Origin of the sequence: Allobosea sp. MMO-172, assembly GCF_037147855.1 — a bacterium.
In the GTDB taxonomy this organism is placed as follows: domain Bacteria; phylum Pseudomonadota; class Alphaproteobacteria; order Rhizobiales; family Beijerinckiaceae; genus Allobosea.
Genome location: NZ_JBBCUM010000013.1, coordinates 148,461 through 171,827, shown reverse-complemented (window position 1 = coordinate 171,827; position 23,367 = coordinate 148,461). Strand labels below are relative to the sequence as shown.

Sequence of the window (23,367 nt, the reverse complement as noted above, 5' to 3'; positions counted from 1 at the left end):
CAAGCGCCAGAAAAAGCCAATCGTCGCTATCGTCGCCATCATGCGACGCATCATCGTCGTCGCAAACGCAAGGCTCAGAGACGCTAAATACTGAGTTGATGACAAGGGTGGCTCTGGCTGTTTTCAGTAGCGGAAGGGGCCGGAATCGAGCCCGCGATTGACCTGTCCGCGCACGCTCACCACGGAGCGAACCGGGCCGAGCGCGGTCTGGCCACGGCTTTCGAGATAGACCATCCCGTCGGCCCGGCTGCCATAGCCGCTACGGGAACTCTTGCCGAACTCGGCGCGAACGGCCCCGCCAGCCCGCACGCAGAAGGTCGAGCCTTCCAGACGAACGAAGCCGGCGCCGTATTCGGGGCAGGGGCGGGCGGCTGCTGTGCCCGGCTTGGGCGCGGGTTTCGCCAGGGCTTCGTACGGTGCGCCCTTGCGCGGCACTGGCTCGCCGATCGACTGCGCTGTCGCTGCCGTCGCAAGGCCGGTCAGGAACAGGGCAAGGGCGATGCGGAGCATGACGGGATTCCGTGGCGATGGTCGTTGCTACTGAGCCAGCAAGGCGCAGTTGTGGCAAGGCCGGCGTCGCACATACGGCAACAGAAAAACCCCGGCTTGCGCCGGGGTGAGTATCCCTCGCGCGACGGGCTCCGTTGGATCAGAGCTGGTTCGTAATGCGCGAGCGGATCATGAAATTGTCGAAGGTGTATTCGGCGATCTGGAACCAGAGATAGGCATCGCCGCGGAAGGCCGACATCGAATCGTAGATCTTCTTGAAATCCGGATTCTTGGCGGAGGTTTCGGCATAGACCTCCTTCGAGGCCTTCAGGCAGGCTTCGAGGATTTCCGGCGAGAACGGCCGCAATTGCGCGCCGCCGGCGACGAGTCGCTTCAGCGCGGCAGGATTGCGCGCATCGTATTTCGCCTGCATGTCGATATTGGCGTGCGCTGCCGCGGTGGTGAGTAGCGACTTGTAGACCTTCGGCAGCTCGTCCCATTTCTTCGTGTTGATGAAGAAATGCAGCGAGGCGCCGCCTTCCCACCAGCCGGGATAGTAGTAGTAGGGCGCGACCTTGTTGAAGCCGAGCTTCTCGTCATCGGCCGGGCCGACCCATTCGGCTGCGTCGATCGTGCCCTTTTCGAGGGCCGGATAGATGTCGCCGCCGCCGATCTGCTGCGGCACCACGCCGAGCTTGCTCATCACCTGCCCGGCGAAGCCGCCGATGCGCATCTTGATGCCCTGCAGGTCGGCTGGCGTCTTGATCTCCTTGCGGAACCAGCCGCCCATCTGGCAGCCGGTATTGCCGCCCGGCAGCGCATAGATATTGGCCTTCTTGTAGAACTCGTTCAGCAGCTCGTTGCCACCGCCATGGTAGAACCAGGCGTTCTGCTGGCGGGCGTTCAACCCGAACGGCACGGCGGTGCCGAAGGCGAAGGTCGGGTCCTTGCCGACATAGTAATAGGAGGCGGTGTGGCACATCTCGACCGTGCCGTTGGTGACCGCATCCGCCGCCTGCAGGGCCGGCACGATCTCGCCGGCCGCGAAGACCTGAATCTGGAACTTGCCGTCCGTCGCCTCCGAAACCGCTTTTGCCAGCACCTCGGACGCGCCGTAGATCGTGTCGAGCGATTTCGGGAAGGACGATGTGACGCGCCATTTCACTTCGGGCATGGATTGCGCGATTGCCGGGCTCGCTATCGCCCCCGCGGCCGCCCCGGCCCCAGCAACCTTCAAAAAGTGACGACGCTTCATCAAATCCGCCCTCCCTCAAAGGCAATGCGCGCCGGTTTTCCGGTCGTCGCGAACGGCTGAGAGCAAAGCAGGTCTGTTGGCCGACGCAAGAGTCATTTGCATGGCAATCATGCAATTTCGTCATGAGTCGGCGCCGGAGTTTGAATTTCACAGATCGATGATGTGAGAGCCGGGACGTTGCCGGACCCCGAAATGCAACAAGGCCCGGCTTTCGCCGGGCCTTGCATCGTCGAGCGATATCGCGCTGCGCTCAGCGAGCGCGGGTGCGGACCTGGAAGACGTCGAAGCTGAGCTCGGCGACCTGCCACCAGAGATACTGGTCGGAGCGGAAGGCGGCCATGGTCTCGATGGCCTTCTTGAAGTCCGGGTTCTTGGCCGAGATTTCGGCATAGAGCTCGTTCGAGGCCTTGAGGCTCGCTTCCATCACGTCCTGCGGGAACGGGCGCAGTTGCGTGCCGGCCGCGACCAGGCGCTTCAGCGCCGGCGGGTTCACGACGTCGTAGCGCGCGGCCATCTGCGTGTTGGCATAGGTGCAGGCGGCGGTCAGCGCGGCCTGATAGGCCTTCGGCAACGAGTTCCATTTCTCCAGGTTGACGAAGGCATGGACGGTCGGGCCGCCCTCCCAGAAGCCCGGATAGTAATAGTAGGGCGCGACTTTGGCGAAGCCGAGCTTCTCGTCGTCATAGGGGCCGACCCACTCGGCGCCGTCGATCGTGCCCTTCTCGAGCGCCGGGTAGATGTCGCCGCCGCCGAGCTGCTGCGGCACGACGCCGAGCTTCTGCAGGACCGAGCCGGCGATGCCCCCGATGCGCATCTTCAGGCCTTGGAGATCAGCGAGCGACTTGATCTCCTTGCGGAACCAGCCGCCCATCTGCGCGCCGGTATTGCCGCAGGGCAGACCGTAGGCGTTGAACTTCTTGTAGAATTCGTTGAACAGCTCGTTGCCGCCGTTCTGGAACAGCCAAGCGTTCTGCATACGGGCATTGAGTCCGAACGGCACCGAGGCGGCGACGGCGAAGGTCGGATCCTTGCCGACATAGTAATACGAGACGGTATGGGCCATCTCGACGGTGTTGTTCGTGACCGCGTCGAGCGCCTGCAGCGCGGGGACGATTTCGCCGGCCGCGAAGACCTGGATCTGGAATTTGCCGTCGGTCAGCTCGGAGACCATCTTGGCCATGATCTCGGCGCCGGCATAGATCGTGTCGAGCGACTTCGGGAAGCTCGACGCCAGGCGCCACTTGATCTCCGGGTTCGACTGGGCGACGGCCGGCATGGCGACGGCGGTCGCGGCGGCACCGGCCGCAGCGGTCTGGATAAACTGACGACGCTTCATCTAGGGACTCTCCTCGGATGTCTGGCGGGTGCGGGCGTTTCGAAACAGCTTCTGCCGCCCGGCGTTCAGAATCGGGTTGTAGCGAATGGATTTTCGAAGCGCGAGGGATTTCATCGTCGATTCTTGCGACTTTCGGCTAGTTCGCGCCCATGCCTTGGCGCCTCTCTGCACGGGTGGTTAAAGCGGCCATGATCGAGACCGCGAATCTCAGCCTGCGCCGCCCCGAGATCGGCGATCTCGACGCGATCCACGCGATGCGTAGCGAGCCCGACGTCATCCGTTTCCTCGGTGGCCGCCCGCTCAATCGCGAGGAGGCCTGGCATCGCCTGACCCGCATCGTCGGCCACTGGGCCTTGCGCGGCTACGGCATGTTCGCCGTCGTCGAGAAAAGCAGTGGTGCCCTGGTCGGCGAAGTCGGCCTGTTCGACGGCTGCCGGGGCCTTTCTCCCGATTTCGACAATGCGCCAGAGGCCGGATGGATCCTGGCGAGCGCCGCGCATGGCAAGGGCTATGCGGGGGAGGCGGCGGCCGCGGCCCATCGCTGGTTCGCCGCGACCCATGGCGACAGGCGCAGCGTCTGCATCATAGCACCCGAAAACCATGCCTCCTTCCGCGTGGCCCATAAGCTCGGCTACAAGAGCTTCGGACAGGTCGAGTATCAGAACGGGCCGGTGGTGATGCTCGAGCGCATCCCCGGCTGAAGGGCGTGAAGCGGAGGCCGGGATGGATCAGGACAGGCTCGCGAAGCTGCGGCAGCGATATGCCGGCGCCGGAGGCGGCGACATTCACGATCCACATTTCGCGCGGGTGGCCGCGGCCCAGTTCACCGGCGACAAGCGCAAATGGCCCTTCGCCGATGTCGCGACCTTCGTCGGCGCGCCCTATCGTCCCGATGCGCTGACGGCGCCCGCACTCGGCGGCCTCGATGTCGCGATCATCGGCGTGCCCATGGATCTCGGCGTGACCAACCGCGCCGGCGCGCGCCTCGGCCCGCGCGCCGTCCGCGCGATCGAGCGCATGGGGCCGATGGACCATGCGCTCGGCACCGCGCCCTTCACCATGCTCAAGGCGGCCGATATCGGCGACGTGCCGTTCCGCTCGCGCTATTCGCTGGAGAGCTGCCACGAGGATATCGAGGCGGCTTTCAGGACGATCGTCGAGGCCGGCGTCTCGCCGCTCGCCGTGGGCGGCGACCACTCGATCACCTATTCGATCCTGAAGGCCGTTGGCGCCAAGCGGCCGGTCGGCATGGTGCATATCGACGCCCATTGCGACACCTCCGGCCCTTATGAGGGCTCGAAGTTCCATCATGGCGGGCCGTTCCGGCAGGCGGTGCTCGATGGCGTGCTCGATCCCGAGCGCGTGATCCAGATCGGCATCCGCGGCGGCGCCGAATATCTCTGGGAGTTCTCCTACGAGTCCGGCATGACCGTGATCCATGCCAACGAGGTCGACGATCTCGGCCTCGACGCCGTCATCGCCAAGGCGCTAGCCGTCATCGGCGACGGGCCGACCTATGTTTCGTTCGACGTCGATTCGCTTGATCCGGGTTTCGCTCCGGGCACGGGCACGCCGGAAGTCGGCGGCTTGAGCCCGCGTGAGGCGCTGGCGATCCTGCGGGCGCTGAAGGGACGCGACATCGTCGCCGCGGATGTCGTAGAAGTCGCCCCGCAATATGACGCGACCAGCAACACGGCGCAGTGCGCGGCGCAGGTGCTCTTCACCGAGCTCTGCCTGCTGGCTGAAGCGCGCGCTTCGGGAAAAGGAAGACCATGATTCGGATTCGATCGATTGTGCAGGCCGCCGCGCTGGGCGCGCTCTGCCTGCTGGCTCCCGCTGCGCGGGCCGAAGTGCCGGCCAACGGCAAGGCCTATATGGACGCTGCGTACGAATCCGTTGAGTCGCTGTTCAAGCTGTATGATGGCAGGCCGAGCCTGCCGCGGCTGTCGGACCCGGTCGATGGCAAGGTGCTGGCTGATGTCTGGAACGTGCCGGCCATCCTCGGCAAGCCGCCTTATGGCGCTGCCGACCTTCCGATTCTGGCGGAGATCGTCCAGAAGCAGGCCGGCATTCTGCAGGCCTATGCGCTGTTCTCGCCGCCCGGCCGGAAGGAACCTGATCAGGCGGCGAACGCCGTTGAGTTCCAGGATGAATTGACCCGGACGCGCGTCTTCCTGCTTCAGGCGGCGGGCGGGGCGCTTTCGGCGATCAACGACTTCTCCGCCAGGCTGAAGGACGAGGACAAGACCGAAGCCCGCGCAAGAGGGCTGCGGGAGATGCGGGTCGGCCTGCAGGAGATCGTCGTCGGCTCGGCGCTGGCGCTGCGCGCGCCCGAACTGCGCGATGCGAACCGCCAGCTGATCGCGCAGGCCTTCGCCGACAACGCCGCCGGTATTGCTTCCGCCCTGGCTCCGCCGGACCGCAATGCGCTCGTCTCTGCGCTCCAGCAGGTCAGGCCGTCGCTGAAGCCGGAGGCGCAGAAGGCGATCTCGGATTTCGCGACTGCCGTGGCGGCCGCGCCCTGCGAGGGCTTCTGCCTCGTCAACTGAGCCGCGCGGCCGCGGCTTTCAGGGCCGCGTCGCCAGCCAGATCACATGGCGCGCGCCTCCGCCCGTGCGGCGGGCGCGTGCGGTCACCTCCTCGGTGGCGAATCCCGCCTGTCGCAAGCGCCGCGTGAAACCGTGGTCGGATCCTGAGGACCAGACCGCCAGAATGCCGCCCGGCCGCAGCGCGGCCTTGGCGGCGTGGAGCCCCGCCGCCCCATAGAGCTGGTCGTTGCCGGCGACGGTCAGCCCTTCCGGGCCGTTATCGACATCGAGCAGGATCGCGTCGTAACGCCCCTTGCCGGCCGTGATCGCCGTGGCCACGTCGGTCACGCTGACTTGTACGCGGGAATCATCGAGGCAGCCGGCGAAGACCGCGGCCATCGGGCCCCGTGCCCAGGTGACCACGGCTGGAATGAGTTCCGCCACCTCCACTTGCGCATCGTCAGGCAGATGGGCGAGCGCGGCCCGCAGCGTGAAGCCCATGCCGAGCCCGCCGATCAGGATGTGCGGCCGCCGACGCTCCCTCAGCCTGTCGCAGACCAAGGTCGCCAGCGCCTCTTCCGAGCCGCTGAGGCGGCTGTTCATCAGCTCGTTGCTGCCGAGCATGATCGAGAACTCGCTGCCGCGCTGTTTCAGCCGGAGGTCGCCGCTGCCATCCGGCAGGGCTGCCGTATCAAGGGTGGTCCAGGGTATCACGTCGTTCTCACCTGTCTGGGACGCCGCCTTATAGCGCATTCGGCGCGAACGCTCGGAAGCCAAAACGATATGCGTTGATTGCATGAAATATCGCCGCGGGCGTCGTTGATCGTTCGATGGTGCATGGCTATTTCATGTTGCGACGCAGCAATGTCGCTGCCCTTCCGTGAAAGCCCGCTATGACGCTCGCCGCGAATGATCGCAGCCTGGACGCATCCGCGTCCGCCCATGCGCCTGTCTCGACCGGGCTCGTGCTGTTCGCGCTCGCGATGGGTGGCTTCGCCATCGGCACCACCGAGTTCGCCTCGATGAGCCTGCTGCCCTATTTCTCGGCCGGGCTCGGCATCGACGAGTCGACGGCGGGCCATGTCATCAGCATCTATGCGCTCGGCGTGGTCGTCGGCGCGCCCCTGATCGCCGTGCTGGCGGCCCGCATCCCGCGCCGCACGCTGCTGATCGGCCTGATGGGCGTCTTCGCGCTCGGCAATGCGCTGAGCGCGCTCGCCCCGACCTATCACTGGATGCTGGCCTTCCGCTTCCTGAGCGGCCTGCCGCACGGTGCCTATTTCGGCGTCGCGGCGCTGGTCGCGGCCTCGCTCTCGGCGCCGAATCGCCGGGCGCAGTCGGTCGCGCGGGTCATGCTTGGCCTGACGGTCGCGACGATTCTCGGCGTTCCCGTCGCGAGCTGGATGGGGCAGGTGCTGGGTTGGCGATCCGGCTTCGCCATCGTCGCCGGCCTTGCCCTGCTGACGGTCGTACTGATCGCCCTGTTCGCGCCGCGAGACACGGTTCAGCCCAGCGCAAGCCCGTTGCGGGAGCTCGGCGCGCTGAAGCGCCGGCAGGTCTGGCTGACGCTGGCGACCGGCGCGATCGGCTTCGGCGGCCTTTTCGCGGTCTATACCTATGTCGCCTCGGCGCTGATGGCGGTGACCGGGGTCTCGCCCGCCTTCGTCCCGGTTGTGCTCGCGATCTTCGGTCTGGGGCTGACCGCGGGCACGCTCGTCGCCGGCTGGGCTGCCGACCGGGCGCTCGTCCCCGCGACGGCGGCGATGCTGCTCTGGAGCGCCTTCTGGCTGGCGGCCTTTCCCTTCGCCGCCGGCAATATCTGGGCGGTCTCGCTGGTGATCTTCATGATCGGCAGCGGCGGCGGCCTCGGCGCCATGCTCCAGACCCGCCTGATGGACGTCGCCGACGACGCGCAGACTTTGGCGGCGGCACTCAACCACAGCGCCTTCAACACCGCGAATGCCCTCGGCCCCTGGCTCGGCGGTATGGCGATCGCCGCCGGCTTCGGCTGGACTTCGACCGGCTGGGTCGGCGCGGCGCTGGCGCTGGGCGGCCTCGCGATCTGGATCGTCGCGGTGATCGACGCCCGCCGCTGAGCCGGGAGGCGGCCTTTCCGCCTCGGATCGAACCTCTGCTTCTTGGGGCGCGTCGCGGCGACAGCCGCGTGTTTGGGCGTGCAAGCCGCTAAAAGCTGCGCCGCTCCCTCTTGCGAGCGGGGCGAAACTGCGCCCAATCTGTCGCGACAGAACCGGACCGGGACAACAGCAAGACCGGCCGGCTGAATCTGCGGAGGTCCCATGAAGAGTTTCGTTCGTTTCATCGCGGCGGCGGCGTTGACGGTTGCCGGCGCGACAGGGGCGCTCGCCCAGGCCAAGGAGTGGAAGGAGATCCGGATCGGCACGGAAGGCGCCTATCCGCCCTACAACAACCTGAACGCCAAGAAGGAGCTCGAGGGCTTCGAGATCGATTACGGCAACCTGCTCTGCGAGAAGATGAAGGTGAAATGCACCTGGGTCGTGCAGGACTGGGATGGCATCATCCCGGCGCTTCAGGCGAACAAATATGACGTCATCTTCGCCGGCATGAACGCCACCGAGGAGCGCAAGAAGCAGGTCGATTTCACCGCGGTCTACAGCAAGACCCCGATCTGGATGATCGGCCCGAAGAACACCAAGTCGGACGACATCTCGCCGGCCGCCCTCAAGGGCAAGTCGATCGGCGCGCAGGGCTCGACGATCCACGCCAACTATGTCGAGAAGTTCTACAAGGACTCGACCGCGCGCCTCTATCCGACCCAGGAAGAGGCCAATCTCGACCTGCTCAACGGCCGCCTCGACTACATCGTCGCCGACGCGCTCGCGCTGGCCGATTTCCTCAAGGGCAAGGGCAAGGATTGCTGCAAGAAGATCGCCGAGGTGAAGCGCGACGACGCCATCCACGGCGCCGGCGTCGCCGGTGCGGTCCGCAAGTCGGATGCGGCGCTGAAGGACATGATCAGCAAGGCCATCGCCGAGACCATGGCCGACGGCTCGCACAAGAAGCTCGAGGACAAGTGGTTCAAGTACGAGTGATCTGACGCCGCCTGCCGGCCCGTTTCGGGCCGGCAGGCTTTATCTCCTCGCGCGCCGGCACTCCCATGTTCGAAAAATTCGCTCTGCTTGGCTTCGGAGCCGGCGGCTGGGGCTGGGCCCTGCTGCAAGGCGCCGCCAACACCATTTCCGTCGCGCTCGCGACCTTGCCGTTCGGCCTCGCGCTCGGCCTCGTCATCGCGCTGTGGAAGCGTTCCGACTATGTGATCCTGCGCGCGCTGGCGACGATCTACACCACCGTCTTTCGCGGCGTGCCGGAGCTGCTGACGCTCTACATCATCTATTTCGGTATCCAGGTGCTGGTGCAGAAGGTCTGGACCGGCTTCTCGATCCCGCCTTTCGTCGCCGGCATGGTCGCGCTCGGCCTCGTGCTCGCCGCCTTCTCCAGCGAGGTCTGGGTCGGCGCGCTGAACTCGATCCAGAAGGGCCAGCGCGAGGCCGCCGCTGCGCTCGGCCTCTCGAAGGGGCAGGCTTTCCGCCTCGTCGTCTTCCCGCAGCTGATCCGTGTGGCGCTGCCAGGCCTGGGCAATAACTGGATGGTCCTGCTGAAGGAGACCTCGCTGATCTCGGTGATCACGCTGCAGGACATCATGTTCATCGCGACGCGGGCGAATGTCGTGACCAAGGAGCCGTTCCTGTTCTTCGGCACGGCGATGCTGCTCTATTTCTTCTTCTCGCTGGTCTCCGCCTGGGGCATCGAGAAGCTGGAGCAGCGCACCAATCGCGGCCAGGCCGCCTTCGGCGGAGCGACGCGATGAACTGGTGCGAATATCCCGGCGCCTGGCTCGGCAGCGAGGTCCTGCAGAACTACGGCTGCCGCATGGCGAGCGGCCTCTGGGTCACCTTCGAGCTGGTCGCGATCTCGGTCGCCATCGGCTTCTTTCTGGCGCTCGGCCTTGCCGTGACCCGGCTTTACGGCCCGCGCTGGGCGCGCATGGCGGTCAGCGGCTACACCACCTTCCTGCGCGGCACGCCGCTGCTCTGCCAGCTCTTCCTCATCTATTACGGGCTCGGCCAGTTCCGCGAGTTCTGGCAGGATATCGGCCTGTGGTGGTTCTTCCGCGAGCCGTTCTACTGCGCGGCCTTCACCTTCACGATCAACACGGCCGCCTATCAGGCCGAGATTCTGCGCGGCGCCATCCAGTCGGTCCCGCGCGGGCAGTTCGAGGGCGCGCTCTCGCTCGGCCTGCATCGCTGGTCGACCCTGCGCCTCGTCGTGCTGCCGCAGGCGATGATCCTGGCTTTGCGCCCGCTCGGCAACGAGCTGATCGTGATGATCAAGTCGAGCGCGATCGTCTCGCTGGTGACGCTATTCGACCTGATGGGCGCAACGCGGCTGGCTTTTGCCCGCTCTTTCGATCTCACGATCTATCTCTATGCCGCGCTGATCTATCTCGTGCTGGTCGAGATCATCCGCCGCGTCTGGGACAGGCTGGAGATCAGGCTGAGCCGCCACATGGCGCTGCGCTGACCCGGCCTCAGCCGGGCAGCGTCAGCACCACGGCGCCGCGCGGCGTGGCGACGACGGTGTGCTCGTACTGGACGGTGGGCGCGCAAGGGTCGCTGTAGAGCGTCCAGCGGTCACCGTCTGTGTTCTCTGCCCAGTCCGCGCCCAGCGACAGGAACGGCTCGACGGTGAAGACGAGCCCGTTCGTCATCGTCCGGCGCTCGCTGCGGTCGGGCCAGGTCGCGATTTCCGTCGGCTCCTCATGGAGGGAGCGACCGACACCGTGGCTCGCGAGATTGCGCACGAGCGTATAGCCGTTCTTCGCGGCGAAGCGCCCGACAGCCTGTCCGATGCCGGCCAGCGGCTTGCCGGCGCCGACCTGCCCGATGCCGGCCCAGAGCGCCCGCCGGCCGTCGCGGCAGAGGCGGTCGAGCTTCGGCCTGACCGGCGGCACGGCGAAGGACGCGCCGGTATCCGCGAAGAAGCCGTTCTTCTCGGCGGAGACATCGATATTGACGAGATCGCCAGCAAGGATGTGCCGCTCGCCGGGAATGCCGTGGGCGATCTCCTCGTTGACGCTGATGCAGGTCGCACCGGGGAACTCATAGGCCAGTTCCGGGGCAGGGCGCGCGCCATGGCGTTCGAGATAGCCGCGGCCGATCGCATCGAGCTCGGCCGTGGTCATGCCGGGCTCGATCGCCTTGCCCATGACCGCGAGCGTGCGGGCCACGATGCCGCCGATCTCCTTCAGCGCCTGCAATTCGTCGTCGTTGGATATGGTCATGGGTTGGAGCTAAGCCGCCGGCGTCATGCCTGCAAGGGAAAAGCCGCATGGGCGGATGGCGTGCAATCGCCTTCCCCGCCCGGCGCGTGCACGCTAAAGCGGGATCATCTTCGGAGAAATAGCGGGAGTTCGGCATGGCCAAAGTCGCATTCATCGGTCTCGGCGTGATGGGGTTCCCCATGGCCGGCCATCTCAAGGCCAAGGGTCATGAGGTCACCGTCTACAACCGTAACCCGACGAAGGCGCAGGAATGGGTCTCCCGCCATGGCGGCGTCTCGGCGCCGACTCCGGCCGATGCGGCCAAGGGCCAGGAGATCGTGTTCTGCTGCGTCGGCAATGACGACGACCTGCGCTCGGTGACGATCGGCGAGAACGGCGCCTTCGCCGGCATGGAGAAGGGCGCGGTCTTCGTCGACCACACCACGGCCTCCGCCAATGTCGCGCGCGAGCTCTATGAGGCCGCCAAGCAGGGCGGCTTCGGCTTCGTCGATGCGCCCGTCTCCGGCGGGCAGGCCGGTGCCGAGAACGGCGTGCTGACCGTGATGTGCGGCGGCGAGCCCGAGACCTATGCCCGCGTCGAGCCGGTGATCGCGAGCTTCGCGCGCATGTGCAAGTTGATGGGCCCGGCCGGCTCCGGACAGCTCACCAAGATGGTCAACCAGATCTGCATCGCCGGCCTCGTCCAGGGTCTGTCCGAGGGCGTCCATTTCGCCAAGCGCGCCGGGCTCGATGTCGAGACCATGCTCGAGGTCATCTCCAAGGGGGCCGCCGGCTCCTGGCAGATGGAGAACCGCGGCAAGACCATGAACCAGAACAAGTTCGATTTCGGCTTCGCCGTCGACTGGATGCGCAAGGATCTCGGCATCGTCCTCGACGAGGCTCGCCGCAACGGCGCGCAGCTCCCGGTCACCGCGCTGGTCGACCAGTTCTATGCCGAGGTCCAGAAGATGGGCGGCAATCGCTGGGATACGTCCAGCCTGATCGCCCGCCTCGAAGGCTGAGATCGTGCCGGCCCAGCGCGCTCAGGCCGCCGGGTCGGGACGCTTCCGCACGAAATAGACGGCGGCGAGGCCCGCCGTCGTCAGAAGCCAGACGAACAGGTTCATCGATTGCGGCCAGAGCGTCACCAGCCAGCTGATCAGCACGGTGAGTATCGCGCTGAAGCCGAGCTGGGTCGCGCCCAGTAGCCCGGCCGCTGAGCCCGCCAGTTCAGGGCGGGCCGACAGCGCCTCGGCCGTCGCACCGGGGATCGTCATGCCGTTGCCGACCGCGTTCAGGGCCAGCGGCAGGAACAGCGTCAGCGGCGACCACCAGGGCGAGAACGACAGGGCGAGCGCCGCCGCGGTCCCGATGAAGGAGATCACCAGGCCCCGCCGCACCATCGTCTGCGTGCCGATGCGCACTGCCAGCCGCGACATCATGAAATTGCCGACCATGTAGCCGAGCGCGTTCAGGATGAAATAGGTGCCGTAGACGTCCGAGCCGCGCCCCATCGTCTCGACGACGATATAGGGCGTCGCGGCGATGAAGACGAAGAAGGCGGACGAAGCCGACGAGCCCGCCGCGACGTTCAGCATGAAGTCGCGGTTGCGCACCAGTTCCGGAAAGACCCGGAAGATGCCGAGCAGCGAGCTTTGCTGGCCGAGATTGGGCGCCGTCTCCGGCAGGCGCGCCAGCGTGAAGACGAGCACGGCGGCGCCGAACAGCGTCATGAACCAGAAAATCGCGCGCCAGCCGAAGGCGGTCTCGATCTGGCCGCCGAGCCAGGGCGCGATCATCGGCGCCACCACCATCACCATGGTGACGGTGGCGATCTGGCTCGCGGCATGGTCGCGGTCGGCGGTGTCGCGGATGATGGCGCGCGACAGTGCGAAGACCGCGCCACCGCCGGCGCCTTCCAGCACGCGCGCAAGCAGCAGGATATGCGTCGTGGGGGCGAGTGCACCGAGCACCGAGCCCAGCACGAACAGGGCGGTGCCGGCATTGACGCAGGGGCGGCGCCCGAAGCGGTCGGAGAGCGGTCCGATTACCAACTGGGTCAACGCGACGGCGACGAGGAACAGTGTCAGCGTGAGCTGGATCGTGGCGTAGTTCGAGGAAAAATGCCGGGCCAGCGCCGGTGTGGCCGGTGCCAGCAGGTTGAGCGCGATCGGCTGCAGTGCCGAGATCGCGACCAGGATCGCCAGCGTGGGCTTGACCGCAGCCCCGGTCACGCCGCGGGCTTTCGGGTGAGCTTCAGATTGGAATCGGGCCGCACGCGCTGCCTGTGCATGGTGTAGAGCCCGCTGCCGACGATCAGCGCGACGCCGATGAAGGCGAAAAGGTCCGGCACGTCGCCCCAGACGGCATAGCCGAGCACGGTCGCGAAGACGATGATGGCGTAGCGATATTGCGAAATCACGCCGACATCGGTGCGCCGGAAGGCGCTGATGATGAAGAAGGTGCCGACCGTGACGAGGATGGCGGCGAGCGCGACATAGACCGTTTGGATGCGCCAGATCGGCAGCCACTCCTCGGTGAAGCCGTAGGCGACGGCGACGATGCCGACGAGGACCGTCGTGGTCAGCGACACCACGGTGGAGGGCACGTCGTCGCCGATGGTGCGGGTCGTCAGGTCGCGGGCCGCGACGAGGAAGGTGCTGATCACGGCGACGATGGCGGCGGCATTGAAGGATTCGGCGCCCGGCCGCACCACGAAGAGCACGCCGACGAAGCCGACGGTCAGCGCGACCGCCCGCCGCCAGCCGACGGTCTCGATGCGCAGCAGCACCGCCAGCGCCACGATGAGCAGAGGCGAGGCCATGTTGATCGCGGTGAGGTTGGCGAGCGGCATGAGCCCCAGCGACCAGCCGAAGGTCAGCGCGCCGAAGGCCTCCAGAATGCCCCGTTGCAGCACGCGCGGGCGGAAGGCGAGGCGCAGCCGGTCGCCCTCGCGCGCCAGCAGGACGAGCGCGAAACCGACCACGACCGCGAAGCCGGTCCTGAGCGCGATCGCCTGCCCGGCCGGGTAGGTTTCGCGGGCGAGCTTCATGAAGACGTCGTTGACGACGAAAAGCGACATCGCCACGAGCATGAAGATGATGCCGCGGCGGTTTTCGGCTGCACTGGCCAAGATGTTTGATCCGGTTGGGTAGGCTTCAGGCCGGCAGGCGCGACAGCGAGAACGGCTTCAGGTCGAAGGGAGACTGCCCGACGGTCGAGAGGTCGGCGAGAATCTCACCTATCGCGCTCGCGAACTTGAAGCCATGCCCCGAGCAGGCCGAGGCGAAGACCGCCTGCGGCACCCCCGGCACCGTGTCGATGATGAAGCCCTCGTCCGGCGAGACCGTGTAGACGCAGCCCTTCACCGTCAGCGGCTCGCCGGCGGCATCGGGAATGTAGCGCGACAGGCATTCGCGGATGCGGGCGACCTGGTTGTCGCTCGGCGTCCGGTCGGGGTTGCGCGGATCCATCGGCTCGCGCCCGAAATGCGGGCCGCCGAGCTTGAAGCCCGGGTGCTCGTAGAGCGGGAACCCGTAGAAATTGCCTTCCTCGACGCTGAGGATGAAGACCGGGAAGGCGCCTTCGCGGAAGAGCTCCGGCCGGCGCGTCGTGAACCAGCCGATCGCCTGCTTCACCGTGTTGACCTGCTTGGCCAGCGCCGGCACCGCGTCGGCGATCCAGCCGCCCGAGGTGATGACGAGGCGCCCGGCCGAATAGGTGCCGCGCTCGGTGCGCACGATCACGCCGCCCTGCGCCGTGGGCGTCCAGTCGAGCAGGGGCTCGTTGGTGCGGATCTCGGCGCCGCGCGATTGCGCCAGCCCGACATGGGCATAGATCGCCTTCTCCGAGGCGACGAAACCGCCATCCGGCTGCCACAGGCCGATATGCCCTTCCGGCAGCTGGAAGGCCGGGAAGCGCCGCGTCACCTCCGCGCCTTCCAGGACTTCATGGGTCAAGCCGTGGTCGAGGCAGGATTGCAGCGAGGATTCGACCGGCCCGCCGCCTTTCGGGGCGAGGTCGAGCGAACCCGTGACATGGAGCAGCTTCATGCCGGCCTGCTCGCCGGTCTGCGCCCAGAGCTCGTGCGCCCGCTTCACGATCGGCACGTAATGCGAGCCCTCGAAATAGGCGAGGCGGATGATGCGGGTCAGGCCGTGGGACGAACCCATTGCATGGCCGAGATCGAAGCGCTCCAGCCCGAGCACCTTCAGCCCGCGCTGCGCCAGATGCCAGCAGGCGGCGGACCCCATGGCGCCGACACCGGCGACGATGACGTCATAGCTGTGCTGGCTCATGGCTGCCTGTCCCGATGGCGTGTGGGATCCAGCCATACAGGGGCCGGCGGCGGGGGTCCAATGCGTCTCCGGCAAGGGCGACGTGCGGCGGCGTGGAAGCCTTTGTTAACGGGCCGCGACCATAACCGGACGCAAGGCTTGACCTATGGTGAGACTGGGCTGGGGATGCGAGGCAGGATACGACGCTGGCTGGGCGCCGGACATGCGGTGGAGGACATCCCCGCGGCGCTGCTGCCGGTGGCGGAGGCCACGCCCCGGCCCGCCGCGATCCAGCCCTATGACCCCTCCGCCCATGATGCCGTCGACGATATCGAGCGCGACATCCTGCTCGCGATGCAGCGGCTGACGAAGGAGCTGGGCGAGGTCGAGCAGCGCTCGGCCGAATCCGAGAGCGGTTCGCGCACGATCCTTGAGAATGCCGGCAGCATGCGCATGGCCGTCGGTGCCGCGAGTGAGAACGCTTCCGCGCTTGCCGCCGCGACCCATCAGGTCTCGCAGGCGGCCGAGCAGGTCGACGGCGCGATGGTCGATGTCCGCGACAAGCTCGACGCCGCCGTGTCGCGCGCCGGCGAGGCGGCGCTGATGCTGGATGGCCTCGCCGTCGCGACGGGCGAGATCAGGGGCATCGTCGATTCGATCGCCGAGATCGCGCGCCAGACCAATCTTCTCGCGCTCAACGCCGCGATCGAGGCCGCGCGTGCCGGCGAGGCCGGGCGCGGCTTCGGCGTCGTCGCGCATGAAGTGAAATCCCTGTCCGTCGAGGTCAGCGAGGCCGTCGGCCATATTCGCGAGCGGGTCGACCGCTTGACACGAGCCGCCCAGGGTTCGACCGGCATCGTCAACGACACCTTGCAGATCGTGCGCGACGTCAACCCGATCATGGCGACGATCGGGCGCGCTTCGCAGGAGCAGGCGAGCTCGACGGCGGAGCTCTCGCGCAATGCGCGGGAGGCGGCGCTTTTCGTCGAGGGCGTCGCCCGACGCGCCGACGAGATCGACCGCATCGCCCATGAGACGGTTGCGGAAAGCGAGCGCGCCCGGCGGGCGACGCAGAAGGGCAGCCGCCTCGTCGGCAACATGCTCAGGCGCTTCAAGCCGGTGCTGCGCCATTCGGCCTTCGCCGACCGGCGCCGCTTCGACCGCTTCCCGACGGCGCGCAAGGCGCATCTCGTCATCGGCAGCATCGATATTCCAGGCCGGCTGGTCGATCTCGGCCGCGGCGGCGCCTTGCTGGCCGGCTCGTCCCAGGCGCGGTTGCCGACCGGCGGCGCCGGCGTGGTCACGATCGAGGGGCTGCCGCCGCTGCCGTGCCGCATGACCGGCACCAGCGATCTGGGCCTGCACCTCGCCTTCGCCGGCGATGCCGCCGCCGGATGCGGCGCGCTGGCGGGAATGATCGAGGAGATCGAACGCTCCTATCGCCCGCTGATCGAGCGCGCCCAGGATTTCGCCCGCGAACTCGCGAGCGCGATGGAGCAGGCGATCGAGCGCGGGCAGCTCTCGGAGAACGATCTCTTCGATCTGCGCTACGTTCCGGTGCTCGACAGCGAGCCGAGGCAGTATCTCAGCCCCAGCCTGCCGGCGCTGGAAGCCGTGCTACCGCCGTTGCTGGCCGGCACGCTCGCGGCCGATCCGCGTCTGGTCTTCGCCCTGCCGAGCGACCGCAACGGCTATGTGCCGGTTCATCACCCCGCCTGGTCCCAGGCGCCGCGCGCCGGCGATCCCGCCTGGAACGCGGCCTATGCCCGCAACCGGCGCATCATCGACAGCCGCGCGGGCCTCAGCGCCGGCCGTTCGATCCGGCCCTTCCTCGTCCAGCTCAGCCGGCATGAGAGCGAGGACGGCCACAGCGAATTGCTGAGTGAAGTCAACGCGCCGCTGCGCGTCCGCGGGCGTCACTGGGGCGGCGTGCGGATGGGCTATCGGCTCTGAGCGAGCCTTATCGCGCCTGACGGCTTGATCCGGGCCGCTTGCGTCATCCCGCGCGCGCTGCGGCGCACGGTGCCGCTGCGCAGATGCGGGACCGTTCTGCGAAGGGGCGCCTTCTCGTCATGCGGTCCGGTGTCTGCGGCGCATCGCTGCGCGCTGCACCGCGCACGGGATGACAGCGCGCCTTGCGGCCTGTCTCAGCCCGGCGCTCCTCAGGATGAGGGCTCAGATGGACCGAGCCCGTTCCAGCTGGCTCAACCGCCGGTGACGCTCATGTGCCGGCCGACGGCCGGGCCGGAATGGCGGCGGTCGATGATGAAATCGTGCCCCTTCGGCTTGCGCGCGATTGCTTCGTCCATGGCGCGGAAGAGCAGCGCGTCGTCCTGCGAGGCCCGGACCGGCGCGCGCAGGTCGGCGGCGTCCTCCTGCCCCAGGCACATGTAGAGCGTGCCGGTGCAGGTCAGGCGCACGCGGTTGCAGCTCTCGCAGAAATTATGGGTCAGCGGGGTGATGAAGCCGACGAGCCCGCCGGTCTCCTTGACGCGGACATAGCGCGCCGGCCCGCCGGTGCGATAGGGATCGTCGACCAGCGTATACTTGTCCATCAGGCGCCCGCGCACGACCGAGAGCGGCAGGTACTGGTCGACGCGGCCCACCTCGATCTCGCCCATCGGCATGACCTCGATCAGGGTCAGGTCCATGCCGAGCCCGTGCGACCAGAGCATCAGATGCTCGATCTCGTCGTCGTTGACGCCCTTCAGCGCCACCGCGTTGATCTTGACCCGCATGCCGGCCTTACGCGCCGCCTCGATGCCGGCAAGCACGACCTTCAGGTCGCCCCGGCGGGTGATCTCGCGGAACTTGTCGGGATCGAGCGTGTCGATCGAGACGTTGATGCGGCGCACGCCATAGCCGGCGAGCTCGTCGGCATAGCGATGCAAAAGCGAGCCGTTGGTCGTCAGCGTCAATTCGTCCAGCGCGCCCGAGGTGAGATGGCGCGAGAGCGAGCGGAACAGGCTCATGATGTCGCGGCGCACCAGCGGCTCGCCGCCGGTCAGGCGCAGCTTGCGGGTGCCGCGCGCGACGAAGGCGCTGGCGATCCGGTCGAGCTCCTCCAGCGTCAGCAGTTCGTTGCGCGGCAGGAATTTCATGTCCTCGGACATGCAATAGACGCAGCGGAAATCGCAGCGATCCGTCACCGAGATGCGCAGGTAGGAAATCTTGCGGCCGAACGGGTCGACCAAAGGCGACCGCGTCAGCGGCTTCATGTCGTCGAGCAGCACGTCTGCCTCACGTTCCCGCATTGTGGAGCGGCCGGTCCGCGCAGGATGCGGGCGCGCCTTCACATTGCTATAGCATGACATTGGCACTGCGCCCGTGAAGGTCAAGCGCCTGTTCATGGCAGCCTGCGAAGGACGAATACCGCCCATGTCATCCTGGCCGACCGAACTGCGCCTCTCCAAGGACCGCCGGACCCTGCATGTCGCCTTCGAGGACGGAGCGAGCTTCGCATTATCGGCCGAACTTCTGCGCGTCGAAAGCCCCTCCGCCGAGGTCCAGGGCCATCACCCCAGCCAGAAGACGATCGTACCGGGCAAGGCCGAGGTCGAGATCCTCCGGGTCGAGCCGGTCGGCCATTATGCGGTCAGGCTCGGCTTCGACGACATGCACGAGACCGGCATCTACGCCTGGGACTACCTGCGCGAGCTCGGCGAGCAGGGCGAGGAGAAGATGCGCGCCTATCTCGCGGCGCTGGCCGAGAAGGGCCTGTCGCGCGAGCGGAAGCGCTGAGCCGCGCCCGTCAGGTAACAGCGCGACGCTTTGTATAACGCTCGTCGCGCCACAATCCGCCGGTCAGGACCTCGTTGAAGGCCTCGGCGGCGCGCTGTACGTCCGCATAGCCGAGATAGGCTGGCGCGAAGCCGAAGCGCATCGTGTCAGGCGCCCGGAAGTCGCCGATCACGCCGCGCGCGATCAAGGCCTGGATCACGGCAAACCCGTTCTCGAAAGCGATCGAGACCTGGCTGCCGCGCGTGGCAGGGTCGCGCGGCGTCACGATCGTGGCGCCACGGGCGCGGCAGGCAGGTTCGACCAGCTCCATGAACAGATCGGTCAGGGCGAGGCTCTTGGCCCGCAGGGCGGAGAGCGGGACGTCCTCGATCGCGCCGAGCCCGGCATCGAGCACGCGCATCGAAAGGATCGGCTGGGTACCGCAGAGCAGGCGCTGGATGCCGCCGGCCGGCCGATAGCCGCGCTCGAAAGCGAAGGGCGCGGCATGGCCCCACCAACCCGAGAGCGGTTGGGAGAGGGCGTCGTGGTGGCGGGTCGCCGCATAGATGAAGGCCGGCGCGCCGGGGCCGCAGTTCAGGTACTTATAGGTGCAGCCGACCGCGAGATCGGCCTCGGCTCCATCGAGATCGACCGGGATGACCCCTGCGCTGTGGCAGAGGTCCCAGACCACAACCGCTCCCTTGTCATGGACCAATCGGGTCAGTGCCGCCATGTCGCGCAAGGCGCCGGTCTTGTAGTCGACATGGTTGACCAGCACGGCCGCAGTATTCTCGTCGATCAGGTCTTCGATCCGCGCGGCATCGACGCCTTCGAGCTTCAGGACGAGACCCGGCCGCCCGGCGACGACGCCTTCGGCGACATAGAGATCGGTCGGGAAGCTGCCGCCTTCGGCGACGATCGCGTTTCGACCGGGGCGCAGCGCCAGAGCGGCATGCAGGGCCTTGTAGATGTTCACGGAAACCGAGTCGCAGGCCACTGTCTGGCCGGGCGCGGCGCCGATCAGGCGGCCGAGCCGGTCTCCGAGCGTGCCGACCAGTGCGAACCAGCCGGCATCGTTCCAGCTCTTCACCAGCCCTTCCGCCCATTCCTGCCGCATGGCGGCCTCCATGTCGCGGAAGGCGGCGACCGGCGCAGGGCCAAGCGAATTGCCGGCGAGATAGATCATGCCGGCGGGAACATGAAAGCGCTCGCGCAGATGCCGCAGCGGGTCCGCTGCATCGCGCCGCGTCATCTCTTCGGTCAACGCTGCCGTGTCGAGCGATGCCAGGCTCATTCGTACCCCCGCCTTAGCCGTAAGCCGTGCCGGCCGTACCCCTGATACGGAGCCGGCTCGGCAGCCTAGTCAGGCATCGGCGCCGCGTCCAAGCGGTTGACGCCGCGCCAACGAAAAAAGGCCGGCGTCGCCGCCGGCCTTTTCATCGGAACGTTCTTGCAGGCTCAGCGCGCGACGACGACGCGGGTGCCGACCTTGGCGCGTTCGTAAAGATCGATCACGTCCTCGTTGAGCATGCGGATGCAGCCCGAGGAGACCGCCTGGCCGATCGTCTCCGGCTCGTTCGAGCCGTGGATGCGGTAGAGGGTCGAGCCGAGATAGAGCGCGCGGGCGCCCATCGGGTTGTCCGGGCCGCCCGGCATGAAGCGCGGCAGGTCGGGCCGGCGCTTCAGCATCTGGGCCGGCGGCGTCCAGGTCGGCCATTCCTGCTTGCGCGAGATGGTCTGGGTGCCCGCCCAGTCGAAGCCGGGGCGGCCGACGCCGACGCCGTAGCGCATCGCCTTGCCGTCCGGCATCACGTAGTACAGGCGGCGCTCGGCCGAATCGATCACGATCGTGCCCGGGCTGTGCTTCGTCGAGTAGTTGACGACCTCACGCGGAATGGCGGTGGCCTGCGCCTTGGCCGGGTCCACGTACTGGACGAGCGGCTGGCGGGTCAGAGGGTCGATTTCGGCTCGGGCGGCGGAGCCCAGAGCGAGCAGGCCAAGGCCGGCGAGCAAGGCCAGACGGGTGGAGCGGATCATCGGAGGAACCTCGGGCGGGTCGGGACGGCTGGTCGCGAAAATGACGCAGAAAAGTCAACGTCTCCTCAACGTCCTGTCAGCTTCCCCAGGGTCGTGCAATCCAGCCGCAATCACATCGCCGGGAGCGATCGAGCTTTGCCGTGCTGCGTTGCGCGCATGCAACATCGCCTGCGGGCGTTCAGCTCCGCAGCACGACGCAGGCTCCGCGATCGGCCTGAATACGCCGGCATAAGGCGATGGCCTCGGCCCGCGTCGCGGCGGGCAGGCGAACCCGGTAGAAGGCGCGGGTGCCGCGGCTGCGCAGGCGCGTGCCGATCACCATCGGCGGCAGCGCCCCGATGATGGCGCGGTGGCGCGCGCCGGCCCGCTGGAACGTGGCGAGCGCCCGCGCCTTCGAGAAATTGCCGGCAAGCTGCACGCCCCAGGGCGCGAAGGGCGCTTCCGCGATCGCCGGAAGGGCAGGGCGCGACTGCCGGATCGCCACCAGGGTGGGCGCGCAACTCGCTTGCGGATCGCCGGCGCGCGTGGCCGGCGGCATGGGCGGCGAACGCCCGTCGCCATTGGCCCGGTCGATCGCCTCATCCGCCCAGTCTTCCGCAGACCGGCCGGTGATGGCGAGAACGTAGTTCTCGGTCTCGCTCGGCAAGAAGCGCGTCTGCCCGGCCTTGCGCGCGGCAAGCCAGCCCGCGACGCGGTTCGGTCCGCCGTTATAGGCCGCGGCCGCAAGTCCCCAGTTGCCGAAGCGGTCACGCAGCTCCGCCAGGAAATGCGCGGCCTTGGGCACGGCCTGTTCGGGGTCGAAGGGATCGATGAGGCCGCGCTCGCGCGCCGTGCCGGGCATGAACTGCGCGACGCCCTGCGCACCAGCCGGGCTCGTGACGCCCGGTCGGAAGCTCGATTCCTGGAAGATCAGTCGCGTTAGGAAGGCGGCAGGCACGCCCTGCGCCCTAGCCGCATCGTCGATCAGCCGGCAGAGCGCATCCTGGATGCCCGACGAGGCCGGCAGCGGTTCCTCTGCCGCCACAGCCGGAGCAGATTGCAGCGCGACGGCGAGCAGCAGCGTCGCGAGCCCTTTCGGCAAACGGAGCGAGGGAAGGAAGCGGCCGGGCATCATCGGTCTTCTCTGCCATGTTCGGTGGCTTGCGGCCATGTGGCGCGCCTTTCGCGTTGTGACGAGGCGCTGGCCTGTGCGATGAGGACGCCGCGCTGCCGCCGGCTTGCCGGTGGTGGCGCCTCGGTTGAATGGCGCATCGGAGCGGAAGGCCGGAATGGCGAAGGCCTGGATCAAGTGGTCGCGATGGTTCGTGGTGGCGGCAGCCGTCGGCGCCGCCCTGCTCTTTGCCTTCGTCGCGGTGCTCGATCCCTTCGGCATGCGCGTCCATGCCGGGCAGGAGCCGCGGCCGATCATGGATATCAACCAGCGCTTCATGTATCCGCAGCTCGTCCGCTCGGGGCGCTTCGATGCGGCGGTGATCGGCACCTCGACGATGCGCCTGCTCGACCCGCAAGTGCTCTCGCGCGGCCTCGATGCCCGCTTCGCCAATCTGGCGATGAATGCCGCGACGCCCTGGGAGCAGACGCAGATGGCGCGGCTCGTGCGGGAGCATGTCCGGGCACCGAAGCAGCTGATCTGGGGCATCGACATGACCTGGTGCGAGGCGGATGCGACCAGCGAGGCCAAGCGCGTGACGCCGCGCCCGGTGCCGGCCTGGTTCACCCGCGAGGTCGGCTGGAGCGACTGGCCCAGGCTGCTCAACCTGACCAATCTGGAGATCGCCGGCCGGCTCATGGCCCATCGGCTCGGCTGGTCGCCCGAGCGTATCCGCGGCGACGGGTACGAGGTCTTCACGCCGCCGGAGGCGAGCTACGACCTCGCCCGGGCGCGCTGGCACATCTATGAGGGTCGTAACGGCACGGTTTCCGATTTCGCGCCGCTGTCGCCACCCGTTTCGGTCTCTCCGGCCGAGAGTGCGGGCTGGCGTTTCCCGGCCCTGTCATGGCTGGAGGAAAGCATCGCCGCCTTTCCGAAGACGACGCAGGTAATGCTGGTGCTGCCGCCCGCGCATCTGGCGACCTATCCGCGCGAGGGCTCGGCCGGCTGGCAGCGCTATGCCCGCTGCAAGGCGGAGGTTGTCGCGCTCGCTCGCCGCCATGGTGCGACGGTCGTCGACTATGCCCATGCCTCGCCGATCACGACGCAGGACGCCAATTACTGGGACCAGCTGCATTTCCGGCTGGCGGTCGCGGCCCGTTTCGGCGAGGAGCTCGCCCGGATTGGCAAGGGCGGCGCGCCGCAGGACGATGGCGCGGCGGTCGTGCTGCGCTGACATTGCTTGCAGGCGCTGTGGCGTAGCCGACTTCGCGGAATGCCCAAAGCGGCCATCATGGCCGATGTCGTGGCCGGCTCGCCTTTCGTTCTCTTAATC

The 23,367-nt window shown here is 67.5% G+C and carries 23 protein-coding genes; 11 read left to right on the top strand and 12 right to left on the bottom strand.

The window, feature by feature from the left end:
• Nucleotides 1-123 precede the first annotated feature (123 nt).
• From WFK61_RS19270 to WFK61_RS19260, 3 genes are all read right to left on the bottom strand, one after another.
• Nucleotides 124-510 carry a porin family protein gene (locus WFK61_RS19270; RefSeq protein ID WP_336813698.1) on the bottom strand — a complete coding sequence of 129 codons (387 nt, stop codon included), beginning with the start codon at nt 508-510 and terminating at the stop codon, nt 124-126.
• Nucleotides 511-649: 139 nt separating this feature from the next.
• Nucleotides 650-1,744 (bottom strand): TRAP transporter substrate-binding protein, encoded by a 1,095-nt coding sequence (locus WFK61_RS19265; protein ID WP_336813697.1) that lies wholly within the window; start codon nt 1,742-1,744, stop codon nt 650-652.
• Between the two features lie 250 nt (nt 1,745-1,994).
• The gene (locus WFK61_RS19260) at nt 1,995-3,080 is read right to left on the bottom strand and encodes a TRAP transporter substrate-binding protein (protein WP_336813696.1); all 1,086 of its coding nucleotides are present in this window, start codon (nt 3,078-3,080) and stop codon (nt 1,995-1,997) included.
• A 188-nt stretch (nt 3,081-3,268) separates the two neighbouring features.
• Between WFK61_RS19260 and WFK61_RS19255 the strand changes: the two genes are divergently transcribed.
• The 3 genes from WFK61_RS19255 to WFK61_RS19245 are packed head-to-tail and all read left to right on the top strand — an operon-like array spanning nt 3,269 to nt 5,629.
• Nucleotides 3,269-3,781: a GNAT family N-acetyltransferase gene (locus WFK61_RS19255; RefSeq protein ID WP_336813695.1), complete on the top strand. Its 513-nt coding sequence runs from the start codon at nt 3,269-3,271 to the stop codon at nt 3,779-3,781.
• Between the two features lie 22 nt (nt 3,782-3,803).
• Nucleotides 3,804-4,856 (top strand): agmatinase, encoded by a 1,053-nt coding sequence (gene speB, locus WFK61_RS19250; protein WP_336813694.1) that lies wholly within the window; start codon nt 3,804-3,806, stop codon nt 4,854-4,856.
• Nucleotides 4,853-5,629, top strand: a complete 777-nt coding sequence (locus WFK61_RS19245) for a hypothetical protein (RefSeq protein WP_336813693.1) — start codon at nt 4,853-4,855, stop codon at nt 5,627-5,629. The genes speB and WFK61_RS19245 overlap by 4 nt, the downstream gene beginning before the upstream one ends.
• 18 nt (nt 5,630-5,647) lie before the next feature.
• Here WFK61_RS19245 and WFK61_RS19240 read toward each other — a convergent pair whose 3' ends face one another.
• A complete protein-coding gene (locus WFK61_RS19240) occupies nt 5,648-6,322 on the bottom strand; it encodes a spermidine synthase family protein (protein WP_336813692.1) in 675 nt (224 codons plus the stop codon).
• 179 nt (nt 6,323-6,501) lie between these two features.
• Between WFK61_RS19240 and WFK61_RS19235 the strand changes: the two genes are divergently transcribed.
• The 4 genes from WFK61_RS19235 (at nt 6,502) to WFK61_RS19220 (ending at nt 10,168) form a co-directional block, all read left to right on the top strand.
• Entirely contained in the window at nt 6,502-7,704 is a 1,203-nt protein-coding gene (locus WFK61_RS19235) for an MFS transporter (protein WP_336813691.1), read from the top strand.
• Between the two features lie 201 nt (nt 7,705-7,905).
• Nucleotides 7,906-8,679 carry a transporter substrate-binding domain-containing protein gene (locus WFK61_RS19230; RefSeq protein ID WP_336813690.1) on the top strand — a complete coding sequence of 258 codons (774 nt, stop codon included), beginning with the start codon at nt 7,906-7,908 and terminating at the stop codon, nt 8,677-8,679.
• Nucleotides 8,680-8,744: 65 nt separating this feature from the next.
• Nucleotides 8,745-9,455 (top strand): ABC transporter permease, encoded by a 711-nt coding sequence (locus WFK61_RS19225; RefSeq protein WP_336813689.1) that lies wholly within the window; start codon nt 8,745-8,747, stop codon nt 9,453-9,455.
• The gene (locus WFK61_RS19220) at nt 9,452-10,168 is read left to right on the top strand and encodes an ABC transporter permease (RefSeq protein ID WP_336813688.1); all 717 of its coding nucleotides are present in this window, start codon (nt 9,452-9,454) and stop codon (nt 10,166-10,168) included. Before WFK61_RS19225 ends, WFK61_RS19220 begins: the two co-directional genes overlap by 4 nt.
• Before the next feature lie 7 nt (nt 10,169-10,175).
• Here the strand turns inward: WFK61_RS19220 and map are convergent, their stop codons facing one another.
• Nucleotides 10,176-10,928 (bottom strand): type I methionyl aminopeptidase, encoded by a 753-nt coding sequence (map, locus tag WFK61_RS19215; protein WP_336813687.1) that lies wholly within the window; start codon nt 10,926-10,928, stop codon nt 10,176-10,178.
• A 134-nt stretch (nt 10,929-11,062) separates the two neighbouring features.
• Between map and WFK61_RS19210 the strand changes: the two genes are divergently transcribed.
• Nucleotides 11,063-11,929, top strand: coding sequence for an NAD(P)-dependent oxidoreductase (locus WFK61_RS19210; protein WP_336813686.1), 867 nt, complete (start codon nt 11,063-11,065; stop codon nt 11,927-11,929).
• Between the two features lie 21 nt (nt 11,930-11,950).
• Here WFK61_RS19210 and WFK61_RS19205 read toward each other — a convergent pair whose 3' ends face one another.
• Genes WFK61_RS19205 through solA form a run of 3 tightly spaced genes read right to left on the bottom strand, consistent with a single transcriptional unit; the run spans nt 11,951 to nt 15,205 of the window.
• Nucleotides 11,951-13,141: a multidrug effflux MFS transporter gene (locus WFK61_RS19205; protein ID WP_336813685.1), complete on the bottom strand. Its 1,191-nt coding sequence runs from the start codon at nt 13,139-13,141 to the stop codon at nt 11,951-11,953.
• A complete protein-coding gene (locus tag WFK61_RS19200; protein WP_336813684.1) occupies nt 13,138-14,040 on the bottom strand; it encodes a DMT family transporter in 903 nt (300 codons plus the stop codon). Before WFK61_RS19200 ends, WFK61_RS19205 begins: the two co-directional genes overlap by 4 nt.
• A 25-nt stretch (nt 14,041-14,065) precedes the next feature.
• A complete protein-coding gene (gene solA / locus WFK61_RS19195; protein WP_336813683.1) occupies nt 14,066-15,205 on the bottom strand; it encodes an N-methyl-L-tryptophan oxidase in 1,140 nt (379 codons plus the stop codon).
• A gap of 207 nt (nt 15,206-15,412) precedes the next feature.
• On the opposite strand from solA, the gene WFK61_RS19190 reads away from it, so the two are divergent.
• Nucleotides 15,413-17,137 (top strand): methyl-accepting chemotaxis protein, encoded by a 1,725-nt coding sequence (locus WFK61_RS19190; protein ID WP_336813682.1) that lies wholly within the window; start codon nt 15,413-15,415, stop codon nt 17,135-17,137.
• Between the two features lie 251 nt (nt 17,138-17,388).
• Here the strand turns inward: WFK61_RS19190 and moaA are convergent, their stop codons facing one another.
• Nucleotides 17,389-18,402: a GTP 3',8-cyclase MoaA gene (gene moaA, locus WFK61_RS19185; RefSeq protein WP_336813704.1), complete on the bottom strand. Its 1,014-nt coding sequence runs from the start codon at nt 18,400-18,402 to the stop codon at nt 17,389-17,391.
• Nucleotides 18,403-18,562: 160 nt separating this feature from the next.
• Between moaA and WFK61_RS19180 the strand changes: the two genes are divergently transcribed.
• Nucleotides 18,563-18,925, top strand: coding sequence for a gamma-butyrobetaine hydroxylase family protein (locus WFK61_RS19180; protein ID WP_336813681.1), 363 nt, complete (start codon nt 18,563-18,565; stop codon nt 18,923-18,925).
• A 10-nt stretch (nt 18,926-18,935) separates the two neighbouring features.
• On the opposite strand, the gene kynU is transcribed toward WFK61_RS19180, so the two are convergent.
• The 3 genes from kynU to WFK61_RS19165 form a co-directional block, all read right to left on the bottom strand.
• Complete coding sequence (gene kynU, locus WFK61_RS19175; protein ID WP_442896332.1) at nt 18,936-20,192, bottom strand: kynureninase; 1,257 nt, start codon at nt 20,190-20,192, stop codon at nt 18,936-18,938.
• Nucleotides 20,193-20,362: 170 nt separating this feature from the next.
• Nucleotides 20,363-20,941, bottom strand: coding sequence for a L,D-transpeptidase (locus tag WFK61_RS19170; protein WP_336813679.1), 579 nt, complete (start codon nt 20,939-20,941; stop codon nt 20,363-20,365).
• A 178-nt stretch (nt 20,942-21,119) separates the two neighbouring features.
• Nucleotides 21,120-22,052 (bottom strand): lytic transglycosylase domain-containing protein, encoded by a 933-nt coding sequence (locus tag WFK61_RS19165; RefSeq protein ID WP_442896331.1) that lies wholly within the window; start codon nt 22,050-22,052, stop codon nt 21,120-21,122.
• 157 nt (nt 22,053-22,209) lie between these two features.
• Here WFK61_RS19165 and WFK61_RS19160 point away from each other — a divergent pair, with 157 nt between their 5' ends.
• Entirely contained in the window at nt 22,210-23,268 is a 1,059-nt protein-coding gene (locus WFK61_RS19160) for a hypothetical protein (protein ID WP_336813677.1), read from the top strand.
• Nucleotides 23,269-23,367 lie beyond the last annotated feature (99 nt).